Source organism: Streptococcus sp. Z554 (assembly GCF_053010305.1).
On sequence record NZ_JBRKNV010000007.1, the window covers coordinates 97,325 to 115,788 of the forward strand.

Consider the following 18,464-nt stretch of genomic DNA (forward strand, 5'->3'; position numbering starts at 1 on the left):
GCTATAATGGAACTATGAATAACTTGATTAAATCAAAACTGGAGCTCTTGCCGAATAGCCCTGGTTGTTACATTCACAAAGATAAAAACGGCACGATCATCTATGTAGGGAAGGCCAAAAATCTGCGCAATCGGGTGCGGTCGTATTTTCGTGGAAGTCACGATACCAAGACAGAAGCCTTAGTATCTGAAATTGTGGATTTTGAGTTTATTGTGACAGAGTCTAATATTGAGGCTCTCCTTTTGGAGATTAATCTCATCAAGGAAAACAAGCCTAAGTACAATATTATGCTCAAGGATGATAAGTCCTATCCTTTCATCAAAATCACCAATGAGCGCTATCCTCGCTTGATTATCACCCGTCAGGTCAAAAAAGACGGAGGTCTCTATTTTGGTCCCTATCCGGATGTGGGGGCAGCCAATGAAATCAAGCGGCTATTAGATCGGATTTTTCCTTTTCGCAAGTGTACCAATCCTCCTTCAAAAGTTTGTTTTTATTACCATATCGGCCAGTGTATGGCTCATACGGTTTGTCATAAAGATGAAGCTTATTTTAAAGCTATGTCTCAAGAAGTTTCTGATTTTCTCAAGGGGCAGGATGACAAAATCATCGATGAACTCAAGAGTAAGATGGCTTTGGCAGCTCAGAATATGGAGTTTGAACGTGCAGCCGAATACCGTGATCTGATCCAGGCTATTGGGACCCTTCGTACCAAGCAAAGAGTTATGGCCAAGGATCTCCAAAACCGTGATGTCTTTGGTTACTATGTGGATAAGGGCTGGATGTGTGTTCAGGTCTTCTTTGTCCGTCAGGGCAAATTGATTGAGCGTGATGTCAACCTCTTTCCTTATTATAATGATCCAGATGAGGATTTTTTGACCTATGTGGGACAGTTTTATCAAGAAAAATCTCACCTGATTCCCAATGAAATTTTGATTCCTCAGGACATTGACGAAGAAGCTATCCAGGCCTTGGTAGATACCAAGATTCTCAAGCCACAAAGAGGTGAGAAAAAACAACTGGTCAATCTCGCTATCAAAAATGCGCGTGTTAGTCTAGAGCAGAAGTTTAATCTGCTGGAAAAATCAGTTGAGAAAACCCAGGGTGCTATTGAAAATCTTGGGCGACTTTTACAAATTCCGACCCCAGTTCGTATCGAGTCCTTTGATAACTCTAATATCATGGGGACTAGTCCTGTCTCTGCTATGGTTGTTTTTGTCAACGGAAAACCTAGCAAGAAAGATTACCGTAAGTATAAGATTAAGACAGTGGTCGGACCAGATGACTATGCTAGTATGCGAGAGGTTATTCGCAGACGTTATGGCCGAGTCCAACGAGATGGTCTGACACCGCCTGACTTAATCGTTATTGATGGGGGACAAGGCCAGGTAAATATTGCTAAGCAAGTTATCCAAGAGGAACTAGGTTTGGATATCCCTATCGCAGGTCTTCAAAAGAATGACAAGCACCAAACTCATGAGTTGCTCTTTGGAGATCCGCTTGAGGTGGTAGAGTTGTCTCGCAATTCTCAGGAATTTTTCCTCTTGCAACGCATTCAGGATGAGGTACACCGCTTTGCCATTACATTCCACCGTCAACTCCGTTCGAAAAATTCCTTCTCTTCTCAATTGGATGGAATTGAAGGCTTAGGTCCCAAACGCAAGCAGAATTTGATGAAATATTTCAAATCTCTGACAAAAATCAAGGAAGCTAGCGTGGACGAGATTGTTGCAGTTGGTATACCAAGAGCAGTGGCAGAGGCAGTTCATCAACACTTGAATCCCCAAGAGCGTGTAGAACTAGCTCAGGTTGCAGAAGAAAGAGTAAATTACCAAACAGAAGGAAAATCATGAACCATAAAATCGCAATTTTATCAGTAATTATGGCAATGTGATATCCTTAGAAGCAGAATTGCAGAATCCTTAGCAAAAACCAATGATTAACATGTCAATCAAGATTTTGCGAACAGTCTATTGTGATAGAATGGAAAATCAGTTATGATACCTATAGAAAAATCAAATCCGTTTGAAGTTGAAAAAATTTGCTTAGAATTATATAAAAAAATGAATTTTCGAAATTATCCTGAATTTAAAAATGATTTAAATAGTTGGGTAGCCAGCAATGTACAAGAACTAGCAAGTGAAGAAGATGCTTTTCTAAAGATAATGACTGGTGAGTATTCATTTTTAGAGAATATTAAAGAATTCTTGGATAATTTCGTAGATGAAAAACCTAGATTAGCAGAGTATCTAAAAAAATCCTACGACAAGATTGATTCTGAACTGAGAAAGAAAATAATTGATTTAAAAAACGTTTCGGTATGCCCGTATTGTAATCGTAATTATATAAGTTCAACATATAAATTTCTTCAATGTAATAACTGTAATCAAGAGTTATTGGTAATTGATGGGACTGAAAAAGAATGTCCGGGTTGCAAACAAGAAATTAACGGTCAGACTAAAGTAGTAAATACTGCTCAACTAGACCATTTTTTTCCAAAAGACAGCTATCCGCTGTTTGCTGTTTCATTTTATAATTTAATCCCTAGTTGCTATAGTTGCAATCATGTGAAATTAAATAAGGATTTAAAACATAGTCCTTATGATAGCAGTTTTCCATTCGATGATGTAAAGTTTACATACATTCCAAAGTCTACTGATAAGATTGAAATAAAAATTGATTCTCGTAATCCAGACTTTAAAAATGGGATTCGTATTTTGGGTATAGAGGAGCTATATCAAAGCCACATTGATGTAGTCAATGAATTGATTTGGAAAAAAGAAGTATATACAGATAGTTATAGAAAAGGTTTGGCAGAAATCTTAAATCAAACAAATCTTGAATTGAGCAAGACTGAAGTGAATCGCTTTATAACAGGTCACTACACAGACAAAGAAAATTATGGGAAAAGACCACTTTCAAAAATGGTTACAGATATCAGCAAAGAAATTGGACTAGTAGGGGAAGAAGAATGAAATTAATTGCTTTGGTGATTAAACAGTACGATAAGCTTTTTAAGAATCAGATTTTTAATTTTTCAGACGAATATAAAGTAAATTTTGATTTTGAAACGAATGAATTAAAAATTGATAAAAATCCAGACTATATTGAAAACTTTTATGGAGAGTCTATTTATAATATTTCACCAATAGTTGGGATAAATGGGACTGGAAAGACAACGATTTTAAACATAATTAGTAGCCACTCACCATATAAATACGAACAAGACCCTGATAATCAATATTTATCCCTTTTTGAACTAGGGAAACAGGAAGATCGAGTTAGATTTAATATTTCTTCCAATAATCTATTTGTTGATACTGATGGTAATCAGAATAGGAGTTTTAATTATCTTCTAGAATATAATTATGAGCCTCAAAAGATCCTATACGTTAATTTGCTAAATAAGGGAGGAGGAACTATTGGATATCATACAACATTGAATCAAGAAGGATTGGCAATGTTTATAAAATCATATCTGTGGTTAAAGGATCGTAAAATTATTAGTTCAGTTTTGTCTTGTTCATTAGAGATTGAACTTTATGGTTTAAAAGATTATACTAACTCAATTCCGAGAGGGATAAATGCCGTAGGTTTTTTTATATATAAGTCCATACATAATATTTTTTATGAAGAAGATGAATTTATAAAGAAACTATTATCTGAATCTATAGTGTCTAAGTGTGCAAAATATTTAACGGAAGATGTTTCTGATTATGAGAATTTTGGAATTAATCTACTTTTAGAGATGGTAGAAGAATTAGACAAAAATGAAGTAAAGGATAAAACAAGGAAAATTAGAAAAGAGTATGTTGAATCAATAATTACTATTGTTAACATTTTTATAGAAATCCGAGAAAATGGTTCTTTAGTTGATAGTAGTTCTTCTTCAATTTTGTTAAAATACGTCAATAATAATAGATCTTTATTTGAGAAACTTAATGACAAACTATTCCAGTATACAAAATCAAAAGGACTAATGTGTGATTTATGTTATAGTTTAAATGAAAACTTTAATAATTATAATTTGATAAAAGAGACTCCTAATTATCATATGTCAACTGGGGAAGGGAACTTAATTGAAATATTTTCACAACTTTATACGTATCTATCTATGGATGAAGAAAATTCTGGGGATATTATACTGCTAGTTGATGAATTAGAAACAGGAATGCATCTAGAATGGTCTAGGAGATTAATTAAAATTTTGATTAATAGTCTTTCTGAAATTTTGGAATCCGAGGGAAAGGGAAGAAAGATTCAACTCTCCTTTACAACCCACTCTCCCTATATGTTATCTGATATTAAACCAGGAAATGTGATTATGATTGAAAAAAATCAAGAAATGGGATATTCAGAAGGAAAAGTTTTACAAAATACTTTTGCAAAGAATATCCAAGAAATCATGAAGGAAAATTTGATTGATAATATTTATGGTGATTTTGCCTTAGCGAAGATTAATTCTATGATTGAAAGACTTAATGGAGAAGAGGAGCTGGAAGGAACTGAAGAAGAACTATTAAAAGAAATTCATTTAATTAGCGAGCCTATTCTTCGTACTAAACTATTAGAGATGTATGATAAGAAATACAATACCTCAGAATTTAGTATTGAAAAACAACTACTAAAATTGGGTCTCACTGATGAACAACGCCAGACAGTCAGAGAAATGGTCAGAACAAATAATAGGACAGTTAATACTGAAATTTAATTAGGATTTTTAAAGTGTTGGAGTGATTAAAGTAGATAATTTTAAAATTAGTAATGGAGTATTATAGTCTAAGATATATTCTCTCTCCATATTAACTCAGCTTTTTCATCTGAATAGAGAAATATCTATTTGTGTGGTTTCTCTTAAGAAATGAAATGAGTATATCTTAGGTTCTGAGATAGCTACAACACTTAAACTTCCCCTAAGTTGCTGAGTCGTCTGCTGAATATAAAGAATAAAGACGCAGTGGAATGTTTTTGCTTTAGTGGGTGCAAGCTAGTCGGATTTGTGGTAAAATAGATAAGATATGACAAAAGAATTTCATCATGTAACAGTCATGCTCCATGAGACCATTGATATGCTAGATGTAAAACCTGATGGTATTTACGTTGATGCAACCTTAGGTGGAGCAGGACACAGCGAGTATTTATTAAGTAAGTTAAGCGAGAAAGGGCATTTGTATGCCTTTGACCAAGATCAAAACGCCATTGACAACGCGCAAAAACGTTTAGCGCCCTATATCGAAAAGGGAATGGTCACTTTTGTCAAGGATAATTTCCGTCATTTGAAGGAACGCTTAAATGACTTAGGCGTGACAGAGATTGATGGAATTTGTTATGACTTAGGGGTCTCTAGTCCGCAGTTAGATCAACGTGAGCGTGGTTTTTCTTATAAAAAAGATGCGCCACTAGATATGCGAATGAATCAAGAAGCTAGTTTGACTGCTTATGAAGTAGTTAATCACTACGACTACCATGATTTGGTACGAATCTTTTTCAAATATGGAGAAGACAAGTTTTCTAAACAGATTGCGCGAAAAATTGAACAAGCACGTCAAGTGAAGCCAATCGAGACAACAACCGAATTAGCAGAGATTATCAAATCAGCCAAGCCTGCTAAGGAACTTAAGAAAAAAGGTCATCCGGCCAAGCAGATTTTCCAGGCCATTCGTATTGAAGTTAACGATGAGTTGGGAGCAGCTGATGAGTCTATTCAGCAAGCTATGGAGATGCTGGCTCTAGATGGTAGAATCTCAGTGATTACCTTCCATTCGCTGGAAGATCGTTTGACCAAGCAACTATTTAAGGAAGCTTCCACAGTTGAAGTTCCTAAAGGTTTGCCTTTCATCCCAGACGATCTCAAGCCCAAAATGGAATTGGTATCTCGGAAACCGATTTTACCAAGCAAGGAAGAATTGGAAGCCAATAATCGTTCCCACTCAGCCAAGCTTCGAGTGGCAAAAAAAATTCACAAGTAAGAGGAAATAATGGCAGAAATCAGAGGAACAACGAGCCAATTGCTACAAGCTCGTATTAAAAAATTTTCACGTGTTGAAAAGGCCTTTTACCTTTCAATTGCTATCACAGCCCTTGTCTTGGCAGTCAGTGTTGTTTATATGCAGACTAAGCTTTTGCAGATTCAAAGGGATTTGACGACTCTCAATACACAGATTGAGGAGAAAAAGACAGAGCTGGATGATGCGAAACAAGAAGTTAATGAATTGATCCGATCAGAACGTTTGACCGGAATTGCAGACTCACAAGACCTGCAATTGAATAATGAAAATATCCGATCGGCGGAGTAGTAAATGAAAAACTGGAAAGAAAGAATTATACGCTTTGCCATTAAAAATCGTAAAACTCCAATGGAAAACCGCAGACTAGTGGGAAAGAATCTGAGCCTTTTGGCCATCTTTCTCTTTGCTGTTTTTTTGGTTAACTTTGCGGTAATTATTGGTACAGGCTCAAAATTTGGTGTTGACCTCGTTAAAGAAGCAAAGAGGGTCCACCAAACAACTCGAACAGTTCCTGCTAAAAGAGGGACGATTTATGACCGTAATGGAACACCGATAGCAGAAGATGCGACATCATACAATGTCTATGCGATTATCGATAAGGAATACAAATCTGCAAATGGGAAAATTCTTTATGTAGAGGAATCCCAGTATAATAAAGTTGCGGAAGTCTTCCATAAGTATCTAGATATGGAGGAATCCTACGTCAAGGAACAACTTTCTCAACCTAATCTGAAGCAAGTTTCCTTCGGTGTCAAGGGAAATGGTATTACTTATGCCAATATGATGTCTATCAAAAAAGACTTGGAGACAGCTAAGGTTGCGGGAGTCGATTTTACAACTAGCCCAAATCGAAGCTATCCAAATGGGAAATTCGCATCGCCTTTCATTGGCTTAGCTCAGCTGCATGAAAACGAGGATGGCTCAAAAAGTCTTGTTGGGACATCTGGTGTTGAGAGTTCCTTGAATAGCTTATTAGCAGGAACAGATGGAATTATCACCTATGAAAAAGACCGTCTAGGGAATATTGTTCCAGGGACTGAGCAAGTTACTCAACAGATCGTAAACGGGAAAGACGTCTATACAACCCTATCTAGTCCTTTACAATCTTTCATGGAAAGTCAAATGGATGCCTTCCAAGAAAAAGTAAAAGGGAAATATATGACTGCGACTTTGGTCAGCGCCAAGACAGGAGAAATTCTGGCTACAACTCAAAGACCAACCTTTGATGCTGATACCAAAGAAGGGATTACAGAGAACTTTGTTTGGCGTGATTTTCTGTATCAAAGTAACTATGAACCAGGATCAACCATGAAGGTAATGACTCTGGCGGCCGCTATTGACAATAATACCTTCCCTGGAGGAGAATATTTCAACAGTAGCGAATTAAAAATTGCTGATGTTACCATCAAGGACTGGGATGTAAATGCTGGGTTAACGAGTGGTGGAATAATGACATACTTGCAAGGTTTTGCCCACTCTAGTAATGTCGGAATGACCTTGTTGGAGCAAAAGATGGGAGATGCAACTTGGTTGGATTACCTCAATCGTTTCAAATTCGGAATTCCAACAAGATTTGGGATGAGTAATGAGTATGGTGGACAATTGCCTGATGACAATATTGTCAATATTGCCATGAGTTCCTTCGGTCAGGGTATTTCTGTAACTCATGTGCAAATGCTCAGAGCTTTTACAGCTATTGCTAATGATGGAGTTATGCTAGAGCCTAAATTTATCAGTGCTTTATATGATCCAAATGATCAAACTGCTCGGAAATCTCAAAAAGAAATTGTGGGAAATCCTGTTTCTAAAGATGCAGCTAGTCTAACTCGGACTAATATGATTTTGGTAGGGACGGATCCGGTTTATGGAACCATGTATAACCACAGCACAGGCAAGCCAACTGTAACTGTTCCGGGGCAAAATGTTGCCCTGAAATCAGGAACAGCTCAGATTGCTGATGAGCAAAATGGAGGATACTTAGTTGGGGAAACCAATCATATCTTTTCTGTAGTAACCATGCATCCTTCTGAAAATCCCGATTTCATCCTCTATGTAACAGTTCAACAACCTCAGCATTATTCTGGGATTCAGTTGGGTGAGTTCGCCAACCCTATCTTGGAGCGTGCTTCTGCGATGAAAGAATCTCTCAATCTTCAATCAACTGCTAAAAGTCTGGATCAGGTTACCACTACGACTAACTATGCTATGCCTTCGACAAAAGACTATAGCCCTGGAGATTTGGCAGAAGAACTACGACGTAACCTTGTTCAACCAATCGTTATCGGTTCAGGAACGAAAATCAAAGAAAGTTCAGCGGCAGAAGGAAGCAATCTAGACGCAAATGAGCAGATCTTACTCCTTTCTGATAAGGTAGAAGAAATGCCTGATTTGTACGGATGGTCTAAGAAGAATGTCGAAACTTTTGCAAAATGGCTGGATATCGAAGTTGAATTTGAAGGTACAGGAGAAACTGTAAAAAAACAAAGTGTTCGTACCAATACAGCTTTAAAAAATATACAGAAAATAAAAATAACTTTAGGAGATTAGAATGCTAGTTTCTATCTTTCCTGGAATCCTTACTTTTGTTCTTACAGTGGTAGGAATTCCAGCTTTTATCCGTTTTTACCGTAAAGCACAAATCACTGGTCAGCAGATGCACGAGGATGTGAAACAGCATCAAGCAAAAGCTGGAACACCAACAATGGGTGGAATTGTTTTCCTTATAGTAGGTGTTTTAGTCAGCTTTATCTTTGCACTTTTAACCAATCAATTGACCAACAATGTAGGGATGATTCTCTTCATCTTGCTACTATATGGATTGGTAGGTTTTTTAGATGACTTTCTCAAGGTTTTTCGTAAAATCAATGAAGGGCTCAATCCTAAACAAAAGCTCTTGCTTCAATTAGTAGGAGGAGTTATCTTCTATCTCTTTTATGAAAGAGGAGGGGATGTCTTAAATGTATTTGGTTATCCATTGCACTTAGGCGTTCTTTACATTTTCTTTGCTCTCTTCTGGTTAGTTGGTTTTTCAAATGCTGTTAACTTGACTGACGGAATTGATGGCTTGGCAAGTATCTCAGTAGTGATTAGCCTATCTGCCTATGGAGTCATTGCTTATGTTCAAAACCAATTGGATATTCTCCTAGTAATTCTTGCCATGATTGGTGGTCTTCTTGGTTTCTTTGTCTATAACCATAAGCCTGCTAAAGTATTTATGGGAGATGTGGGAAGTCTTGCTCTTGGAGGGATGTTGGCTGCTATTTCTATGGCACTGCACCAAGAATGGACGCTACTCCTGATTGGTATAGTGTATGTTTTTGAAACAACATCTGTTATGATGCAAGTTACCTACTTTAAGTTGACTGGCGGAAAACGTATCTTCCGGATGACACCAGTTCATCACCATTTTGAACTAGGTGGTTTTACAGGAAAAGGTCAAGCTTGGAGTGAGTGGAAAGTCGATTTCTTCTTCTGGGGAGTTGGTTTACTTGCAAGTCTCCTAACTTTAGCTTTTATGTACTTGTTCTAAAAGAAAATATTGAAATAAAGAGAGAAAGACTTAGCTCCTTCTCTTTTTATTTCCTATTATCTTTAATTGATGAATCCTTTTCTCAAAAAAGTAAAATTATGGTAAAATGGAGAAAAGAAAGATGAGATTATGAGTTATTTTAAAAAATATACATTTGATAAATCTAAGTTTAAATTAGGCATGCGAACCTTCAAAACAGGAATCGCTGTTTTTTTAGTCCTTTTGATTTTTGGTTTTTTTGGATGGAAAGGGCTTCAAATCGGAGCTCTTACAGCCGTTTTTAGTTTAAGAGAAGACTTTGATAAGAGTGTTCACTTTGGGACATCACGTATTCTAGGAAATAGTATCGGTGGTTTTTATGCCTTGATTTTCTTTCTCTTAAATAATCTTTTTCACGGCGCCTTCTGGGTAACCCTCCTTGTTGTCCCGATTTGCACCATGTTAACCATTATGACAAATGTTGCTATGAACAACAAGTCAGGGGTCATTGGGGGAGTTGCAGCTATGTTGATTATTACCCTATCAATTTCAACTGGTGAGACCGTTTTGTACGTGTTTGCTCGTGTATTTGAAACATTTATGGGTGTTTTCGTGGCAATTCTAGTCAATTACGATATCAATCGTTTACGGAGCCTTTTACAGAAAAAATAAAATTATGTCACAAGATATGACATAAACAATTGACGATTGATTTTTTTTAGACTATAATAGACAGAAAGAAGAGGAAGTGCACATGAAGGAAAAAGAATTTCGTCGCAATATGGCAGTTTTCCCCATTGGTAGTGTTATGAAGTTGACCGATCTTTCAGCGCGTCAAATTCGTTATTATGAAGATCAAGAGTTGATAAAACCTGATCGAAACGAAGGTAATCGCCGGATGTATTCTTTAAATGATATGGATCGATTGCTTGAGATTAAGGACTATATCTCTGAAGGTCTGAACATTGCTGCCATCAAGAAAAAGTATGCCGAACGTGAGGCGAAAGCTAAGAAACCAGTCAGTCAAACTGAGGTTCGCCGAGCTCTTCGAAATGAAGTTCTTCAACAAAGTCGCTTTGCTTCTCAACAATCACCTTTTGGTCGCGGTTAGGCACCGCTAGTCGTCATATATAAGGAGAAAAAACATGCCAATCACAGCTGCAGATATTCGTCGTGAAGTTAAGGAAAAAAATGTAACCTTTATCCGCCTCATGTTTTCAGATATTTTGGGAACAATGAAAAACGTCGAAATTCCTGCTACAGATGAACAACTAGACAAGGTCTTGTCAAACAAGGCTATGTTTGATGGATCTTCTATTGAAGGGTTTGTTCGTATCAATGAATCAGATATGTACTTGTACCCTGACCTGGACACATGGACTGTCTTCCCTTGGGGAGATGAGAACGGTAGTGTCGCAGGATTGATCTGTGATGTCTATACAACGGAAGGAGAGCCATTTGCTGGAGATCCTCGAAGCAACCTTAAACGAGCTCTTCATCACATGGAGAAAGTTGGATTCAAATCTTTCAACCTTGGTCCAGAACCAGAATTCTTCCTATTTAAATTGGATGAAAACGGAGATCCAACTCTTGAGGTAAATGACAAGGGTGGTTACTTTGACTTAGCGCCTACAGACCTTGCGGACAATACACGTCGTGAGATTGTGAACGTCTTGACCAAGATGGGATTTGAAGTAGAAGCCAGTCACCACGAAGTTGCCGTAGGTCAACATGAGATTGACTTTAAATACGATGAAGTTCTTCGTGCTTGTGATAAGATTCAAATCTTTAAACTCGTTGTAAAAACCATTGCTCGTAAACATGGTTTGTATGCAACCTTTATGGCTAAACCAAAATTTGGTATCGCTGGTTCAGGGATGCACTGCAATATGTCCTTGTTTGATGCGGAAGGAAACAATGCCTTCTTTGATCCAAATGATCCAAAAGGAATGCAGTTGTCAGAAACAGCCTACCACTTCCTCGGTGGTTTGATTAAGCATGCCTACAACTACACAGCGATCATGAACCCAACCGTTAACTCATACAAACGTTTGGTTCCAGGTTATGAAGCACCTGTTTATATTGCTTGGGCAGGTCGTAACCGTTCTCCGTTAGTACGCGTTCCTGCTACTCGTGGAATGGGAACTCGTTTGGAACTACGTTCCGTAGATCCAATGGCTAACCCATACATCGCTATGGCTGTTCTCTTGGAAGTTGGTTTGCACGGTATTGAGAACAAAACCGAAGCTCCAGCACCAATTGAAGAAAATATCTACATCATGACTGCTGAAGAACGTAAAGAAGCTGGAATTACAGACCTTCCATCAACGCTTCACAACGCTTTGAAAGCTTTGACAGAAGACGAAGTGGTTAAAGCGGCACTGGGTGAGCACATCTACACTAGCTTCCTTGAAGCTAAACGAATCGAATGGGCAAGTTACGCAACCTTTGTATCGCAATGGGAAATTGATAATTACCTCGATTTATACTAAACTATTATAGGGATTGTCCGTTAGGACAATCTTTTTTGTTGCTGCTATAAACAATATTTTGGCTTAAAATTTAATATAAATAACATATAGATTTCGACCAAGGATTAATCAGTTTATATAGATGAAAATTTAGAAAATTCCTGCAATCTAACAAAGAGATAGTTAGATAGAAAAAAACTTATTTTATGGGGGATAGAGACATGTTAAGAACGTCTTATGTCGCTTATTAAAACAGGTTATTTGATACTCAAATTTCTTTTATAATAAATTTTAAAATTTATGGGATAATTTTACTTGAAATAACTCAAAATTCATGGTAGAATTACAAATGATGAGGAGGAGTCCGGGTTTTAGTGCAAACCGTTTCATATAATATATATGCAAAATCCAACTCACAATCCTACAATAATAGAAAGGAGATACAATGCAAAAAGACAAGTGGTGGCTTCCGTTTTTAACGGTGGGAGTCATCATCAGTTTAACGGCGGGTCTAATTTATTACACGAGACCCGTTAAGGATGGAGATGTAGGCGAGTCATCGGTTCAGCAATCAACTTCGAGTGATGAGAACAATACTGCTTTGAGTCTAAGAGGTCAACAACTTCCAGAATTTAAAATGACCACTCAAGACGGTAATTTGATTGCAAGTTCGGAATTCTATGATAAACCTATGTTAGTTGTCGAGTGGGCTAGTTGGTGTCCGGATTGCCAGAAACAACTACCCATAGTCCAGCAGATGTATGAGAAGTATGGGGAACAAATTCATTTTGTTCTGCTCAATATGAGTGAACCAGGTAGAGAAACAAAGGAGAAGGCTGATCAGTATATCAAGAGTCAAAAGTATACATTCCCGTATTATTATGACGTAGGTCAGTCTGCCGCAGATCTACTACAGGTTAAAACCATACCTAGTATGTACCTTGTGACAAAACAGCAGCAGGTCAAGAATGTATTGGTAAAACACACCACTGCTGACGATTTCGCAAGAGAGTTACAGGCACTACTAGACTAGCTTATATCTACTAAATAAAATAGGAGGATTAGAAATCTGTTGAGATTTCAACGAGAAATTATGAAAGATTTCATCAAAAAGGTCTCCATTTTGTTCATGATTTTGTTCATATCTATTCCGTTAGGATTTGCAAGTATGTTATTCGGAAGAACGGCTTCAGCAGATGGTATTGAAACAACACAAGTCGGGAAAAGAACAAAAATCACACAAAGTGGATGTAGCCGTAAAATAGAGACGACAGAAGAAATTAACTGGAGTCTACCAAGAAAACCAATCGACTTGGTTATCTTACAGGATGCAAGTGGATCTTTTTCTAACACTATTCCAAGTGTTAAAAAAGCCCTCAAACAGCTGACAACTTTTGTCACAGAAGAACAGTACGACGAGAACAACCCTCGTTTGGTTAAGACTGACAACCCAGATACATCTGACCGTGTTATGGTGGCTAGCTTCCAAGGGGTGGATGGATATAACTATTATAACACCCAAGACTTTACAGGTAAGCCAACTGTATATCCTGGTTGGGGTAAGAAGTATGACTATCAGTACAAGTCTTCTAACTTGACATCAGATGAAAGCACCATCCATAGCTTCATTGACAACATCAGCGTAGCAGGAGGGACTCCAACAGTTCCAGCCATCGAAGACGCTATCGCACAGTATAACGCTAATAAAGGTAGCATGGCTAATGAGCGCAAGACCGTCTTCCTCTTGATTACCGATGGTGTTGCCAATGGTAAACGTGATGCTGATGGTAAGGTTCGAATTGACTATAGTGGCCCTCGTAATGAGATTCTTAAACGAAAATGGAACTATAACCAACTTTCTGAGGCTTCCCAAGATATCATCAGCCGTGTTAACGAAGTGAAAGATGCTGGGAACACTCTTAAAGGAGTGGTTGGGCCAAACGGAACTGTAGTTGTAGGTTTCTGGGAAGACTTACCACTGTTTAACAATGATAAGAACCAGTACTATGATGTCTACACAAATGGTTTCGGCAATTACTTCGACATCGGAGACAATCGTCCACTTCAAACAATCTTCCACGAAGCATTGGAAGGCATGGCTTCTCCAAACAAAACCATCAATGGTAAGGACGTTTCCTTCTATGTTAATGAGCAGAACGACATCGAAAAATTCTCATCTCGTGTATTGGAATCTGTAGGTGCCGCTCTCGTTAAGGAAGACATCAAGGGACAATTTGCTGTTACTCCTGGTTACAAGGTCGATGCTGTTCGTATCAACGGTAAGACAATTGTGTCTGAAGTGAAAGATCCTGCCAAGGAAATCCGGGGTAAGATTGAACAGGATGGTGACAATGTTACGATCTCTGTACCAGAAAGTGTCTTCAACCCTGGTAAGAACGACTTTGACTATGACTTGAGTAAAGAAGCTCACGCTGAACAATTAGACGAAGACGATGAACAAGATCCTCCAGCTGACTATAAACCAGCTAAGGAAAAAGTTCCAGTTCCTGAATTGACAGGTACGTTTAAAGTCGGTGACTTTGAAACTCAAAAAATCGGTGGTCACAATGAAGAAGTAGAAGTTCAAAAACTTGAATACTGTTACCCAAGTGCTACCAAGAAAATTGTCGATGCAGATGCAAGTAATGACACTGGTACTATTGAAGATCCACTTCAATTGAGCAAAAAACCATCATATGCTGCAAACTTGTCTGCGAAAGACGAGACATTTACTTATACAGTAGATTACAACTTCAACAACGTTCCTTATGAATTTAAGAAAAACGTTATGTTGACTGACCCTATTGACCACCGTTTGGAAGTCGTAGGTCACTCTGCTACTGGTCCTGAGGGTCCAATCGTGACTCGTCTCGTAAAACAAACAGACGATGAAGGAAATGAACGTGACGTCGTTGTCGCTGACGTGCCAAGCATTGCTGGTAGCTATAACTACTTGGTTCTTAAGAAAGCTCAAATGACGATTACGGTTAAATTGAAAGAACAATACCGTAATAATCAAGCAAGCAAGGACTACATTGACATCCTTCAACTAAATAGTGGCTATGGTTTATTAAACCAAGGTAATATCATGTGGAATGGTGAAGATGACACACCTGAGCCAAGCAAGCATGAGAAAACACCTGACAAACCAAGCACCATCCGTCGTTCAAACTCTGTCTATGTTAAACCACCGGTTGATACAGAGATTGAGAAGAAAGTAAACGACAAGGAACACGAAGATCTTGATACAGAAGACCAAGTCTTCAAGTACAAGGTATCTGTTCCATGGCCAGGTATTGCTGACAGCTTTAGCATTACCGATACAGTAGTACCTGAATTGGAAATCCAAGAAGGTACTGTAAACGTAACTGTAGGTGGAAAAGAAAACAGTGATTTGACAGATGGAATCAAAGTTGAAGGTCAGACTGTTTCACTTACATTAGACAAAGATGCTCTTAATAAAATTTCTCGTCGCGTAACTCGTGGTAAGAAGAAAGACATCCAATATGTTGAATTGACTTTCGACGCTAAAATCCGTCCGGGTGCTGACCTTTCTCAATATAAAGATGAAAGTGGTCAAATTAAAGTACCTAACACGGCTGATGTTGCCTTGAACGATATCAAGAAAACATCTAACAAAGTAACGGTTACTCCACCAAAACCAAAAGAGCCTTCTGTAACTAAGAAGATCAATGAAAGCTTGGAAGAATTCCAAACATTTGATGGACAACCTTACACTTACAACATCACTACAAACATCCCTGCAGACGTTGCTTCTTATAAGAAGTTTGTAATCAGCGATACCCTTGATAATGACTTGGAATTCGATGGTGAAGCTTCTATTAAAGGTGATGCTGCTGACCTCTTCACGGTAGAAAAGAACGGTCAAACTGTTACTGCAACTGTGAAAGATGGAAAATTTGCAGACCTTGCTAAATACACTACAGTTGAATTGGTAATTCCTGCAAAAGTTAAAAATGGTGTTACAGGTAAAGTTATCGATAACAAAGCAAGTATTTCATTTACAAATGAAAACAATGTGGATAAAGATATCGAATCTAAACCTGTTACTGTGACTCCTCCACCTGTAACTAAGAAGATCAACGAAACACTTGATCACTTGGATATTCCAACAGGGGAAGAATACAAATACAACATCAAGACAAAACTTCCAACAGATATCACATCTTACAAGAAATTTGTAATCACTGATACTTTGGAAAATGAATTGTCTGTAATCAATGAAGGTGGTAAAGCACCTATCATGAAGGGTGCAGCTGCTGACTTCTTCGATATTAAAGTTGAAGGACAAACAGTAACTGCTACTATGAAAGATTTCGCGAATGCATCTGCTCTTGCAGGTCAAGAAGTTGAACTTGAAATTCCTGCTAAGATCAATGACGGTGTAACTCGCGTTAACATTCCAAATACTGCGACAATCAGCTACACTGATAAGAACGACAACAGCGGTGAGAAAGAGACTAAACCGGTAACGGTAACTCCTCCTTCAGATCCAACTGTTAAGAAGAAGATCAATGAAACGCTTGATACAGCAGTTATCGGAGCAGAAACAGAATTCACTTACAACGTTAAGGCTAAATTGCCAAACGACATCACTTCATTCAAATCATACGAAATCACTGATACCTTGGATGACAACCTTCAAGTTCTTGAAGCAAGCATCAAGGGAGACGCAAGTAAATTCTACACTGTAGCTGTAAATGGTCAAACAGTAACTGCTACTATGAAGGACTTTGCGGATGCTGGTGATTACGCTGATAAAGAAGTTGAACTTGTAATCAAGGCTAAAGTGAAGAAAGATTCAACTGCAGAAGCAATTGATAACACAGCCAAAATTACATACACTAACAAGAGCGATCAGAAAGGTGAGAAGGAAACTAAACCAGTAACGGTAACTCCTCCACCAATCACTAAGAAAGTTAACGATCAAGAACACGCTGACTTGAATAAACTAAGCGAAAGCTTTACTTATACAGTCGACACTAAAGTTCCTGAAGTTGCTGATAAGTTTGAAGTTTCTGACGAACTTGTGAAAGAATTAACCTTCGATGGTAACGCGACTGTAGAAGTTGACGGCCAAGAAGTAACCGACCTAACTGTGAAAACTGAAGGTCAAAAATTATCTGTAACCTTTGACAAAGACCAAGTAGCTAAATATGCTGGTAAAGCAGTTCATATCAGCTTCAAAGCTAAAGTCAAAGAAGGCGTTTCTTATGACGAACTCCTTGCAGCATACCCTAATCCAGCTGGAGACAAACCTCTAGTACCAAATACTGCAAGCTTCATTATTAATGACAACCCAGATTCTAAGAAAGAATCTAAACCTGTTACAGTAACACCACCACCATCATCAACTCCAGATCTTAAGAAAGATGTAAATGGAGCTGAACGTTACGATCTTGCTAAACGTGATGAAGAATTCACTTATAATTTGAAGACAACTATGCCTGAGAACGCTAGTGTATTCGAAATCACAGATGAGTTGAAAGACGTTTTAGAATTTGTTGGTGCAAATGCTTCTGCCACAGTGAAAATTGATGGCGAAGATGCTGGAGCTAAAGCAACAGTAACTATCACTGGTCAAGTGATCAAGGTTGCCTTCACTGAAGCTTCAGTAAAAGCAGACGCTGGTAAAGCTATTGAAGTAAGCTTCAAAGCTAAGATTAAAGACGGCGCAAACCTTTCAGCTTACATCAAAGATGGTAAGACTGAAATCCCTAACACGGCTTCTTATGATATTGACAACAATCCGAAATACCATAAGGACTCAAACGTAGTTCCAGTAACTCCTCCAAGTCCAGAAGAGCCAGGAATCAAGAAAGATGTTAACGGTAAAGAGGCAGAAACTCTTGCTAACCGTGACGAAGTCTTCACATACAACGTGAAGACAAGTGTACCAAACGATGCGACTGCCTTTGCAGTAACAGATACCTTGGTAGACGTTCTTGAATTCGCAGGCACATCAAGTGCTAAATTGAACGGTGTAGCGCTTGACGCTAGCCAAATCAAGGTAGAAGGTCAAACTATTACCTTGACCCTTACAGAAGCACAAGTTAAAGCAGGTGCTGGTCAAGCAGTTGAATTAACATTCGACGCTAAGATCAAGGCAGGTGCTAACTTGTCAGATTACATTACAGAAGATAAGTCAGTTAAAGTACCTAACAAGGCAGCTTACAAGGCAGATCTTCCAAACAAACCAGGCTTCATTAAGGACTCAAACGTAGTTCCAGTAACTCCTCCAAGTCCAGAAGAACCAGGAATCAAGAAAGATGTTAACGGTAAAGAGGCAGAAACTCTTACTAACCGTGACGAAGTCTTCACATACAACGTGAAGACAAGTGTACCAAATGATGCGACTGCCTTTGCAGTAACAGATACCTTGGTAGACGTTCTTGAATTCGCAGGCACATCAAGTGCTAAATTGAACGGTGTAGCGCTTGACGCTAGCCAAATCAA

General features: G+C 38.2%; 12 protein-coding genes. All 12 read left to right on the top strand.

From position 1 onward, the window contains the following. The first annotated feature begins 14 nt into the window (after positions 1-14). Positions 15-1,853, top strand: coding sequence for an excinuclease ABC subunit UvrC (gene uvrC / locus ACVC7R_RS07220; protein WP_447264126.1), 1,839 nt, complete (start codon positions 15-17; stop codon positions 1,851-1,853). A 144-nt stretch (positions 1,854-1,997) separates the two neighbouring features. Next, positions 1,998-2,975 carry a hypothetical protein gene (locus tag ACVC7R_RS07225; protein WP_447264127.1) on the top strand — a complete coding sequence of 326 codons (978 nt, stop codon included), beginning with the start codon at positions 1,998-2,000 and terminating at the stop codon, positions 2,973-2,975. Further along, positions 2,972-4,711: an AAA family ATPase gene (locus ACVC7R_RS07230; RefSeq protein WP_447264128.1), complete on the top strand. Its 1,740-nt coding sequence runs from the start codon at positions 2,972-2,974 to the stop codon at positions 4,709-4,711. Before ACVC7R_RS07225 ends, ACVC7R_RS07230 begins: the two co-directional genes overlap by 4 nt. Before the next feature lie 307 nt (positions 4,712-5,018). Continuing rightward, complete coding sequence (gene rsmH / locus ACVC7R_RS07235; protein ID WP_447264129.1) at positions 5,019-5,969, top strand: 16S rRNA (cytosine(1402)-N(4))-methyltransferase RsmH; 951 nt, start codon at positions 5,019-5,021, stop codon at positions 5,967-5,969. A gap of 9 nt (positions 5,970-5,978) precedes the next feature. Next, a complete protein-coding gene (gene ftsL, locus ACVC7R_RS07240) occupies positions 5,979-6,296 on the top strand; it encodes a cell division protein FtsL (RefSeq protein ID WP_447264130.1) in 318 nt (105 codons plus the stop codon). A 3-nt stretch (positions 6,297-6,299) separates the two neighbouring features. After that, complete coding sequence (gene pbp2x, locus ACVC7R_RS07245; protein ID WP_447264131.1) at positions 6,300-8,555, top strand: penicillin-binding protein PBP2X; 2,256 nt, start codon at positions 6,300-6,302, stop codon at positions 8,553-8,555. 1 nt (position 8,556) lies between these two features. Continuing rightward, positions 8,557-9,537 (top strand): phospho-N-acetylmuramoyl-pentapeptide-transferase, encoded by a 981-nt coding sequence (mraY, locus tag ACVC7R_RS07250; protein WP_447264132.1) that lies wholly within the window; start codon positions 8,557-8,559, stop codon positions 9,535-9,537. A gap of 129 nt (positions 9,538-9,666) precedes the next feature. Next, positions 9,667-10,188, top strand: a complete 522-nt coding sequence (locus tag ACVC7R_RS07255) for an FUSC family protein (protein WP_447264133.1) — start codon at positions 9,667-9,669, stop codon at positions 10,186-10,188. Between the two features lie 82 nt (positions 10,189-10,270). Continuing rightward, on the top strand, positions 10,271-10,627 hold the full coding sequence (gene glnR, locus ACVC7R_RS07260) for a transcriptional repressor GlnR (RefSeq protein WP_000659542.1): 357 nt from the start codon (positions 10,271-10,273) through the stop codon (positions 10,625-10,627). Between the two features lie 34 nt (positions 10,628-10,661). After that, positions 10,662-12,008: a type I glutamate--ammonia ligase gene (glnA, locus tag ACVC7R_RS07265; RefSeq protein WP_447264134.1), complete on the top strand. Its 1,347-nt coding sequence runs from the start codon at positions 10,662-10,664 to the stop codon at positions 12,006-12,008. Between the two features lie 424 nt (positions 12,009-12,432). Beyond that, complete coding sequence (locus ACVC7R_RS07270) at positions 12,433-13,020, top strand: TlpA family protein disulfide reductase (protein WP_447264135.1); 588 nt, start codon at positions 12,433-12,435, stop codon at positions 13,018-13,020. Between the two features lie 60 nt (positions 13,021-13,080). Then, the coding region (locus ACVC7R_RS07275) for an isopeptide-forming domain-containing fimbrial protein (protein ID WP_447264136.1) at positions 13,081-18,464 on the top strand (5,384 nt) is incomplete at its 3' end.

Bases quoted from the DNA above. Each gene is read 5' to 3' on its own strand.
- uvrC (WP_447264126.1), top strand. From the start codon at position 15: ATGAATAACTTGATTAAATCAAAACTGGAGCTCTTGCCGAATAGCCCT.
- ACVC7R_RS07225 (WP_447264127.1), top strand. From the start codon at position 1,998: ATGATACCTATAGAAAAATCAAATCCGTTTGAAGTTGAAAAAATTTGC.
- ACVC7R_RS07230 (WP_447264128.1), top strand. From the start codon at position 2,972: ATGAAATTAATTGCTTTGGTGATTAAACAGTACGATAAGCTTTTTAAG.
- rsmH (WP_447264129.1), top strand. From the start codon at position 5,019: ATGACAAAAGAATTTCATCATGTAACAGTCATGCTCCATGAGACCATT.
- ftsL (WP_447264130.1), top strand. From the start codon at position 5,979: ATGGCAGAAATCAGAGGAACAACGAGCCAATTGCTACAAGCTCGTATT.
- pbp2x (WP_447264131.1), top strand. From the start codon at position 6,300: ATGAAAAACTGGAAAGAAAGAATTATACGCTTTGCCATTAAAAATCGT.
- mraY (WP_447264132.1), top strand. From the start codon at position 8,557: ATGCTAGTTTCTATCTTTCCTGGAATCCTTACTTTTGTTCTTACAGTG.
- ACVC7R_RS07255 (WP_447264133.1), top strand. From the start codon at position 9,667: ATGAGTTATTTTAAAAAATATACATTTGATAAATCTAAGTTTAAATTA.
- glnR (WP_000659542.1), top strand. From the start codon at position 10,271: ATGAAGGAAAAAGAATTTCGTCGCAATATGGCAGTTTTCCCCATTGGT.
- glnA (WP_447264134.1), top strand. From the start codon at position 10,662: ATGCCAATCACAGCTGCAGATATTCGTCGTGAAGTTAAGGAAAAAAAT.
- ACVC7R_RS07270 (WP_447264135.1), top strand. From the start codon at position 12,433: ATGCAAAAAGACAAGTGGTGGCTTCCGTTTTTAACGGTGGGAGTCATC.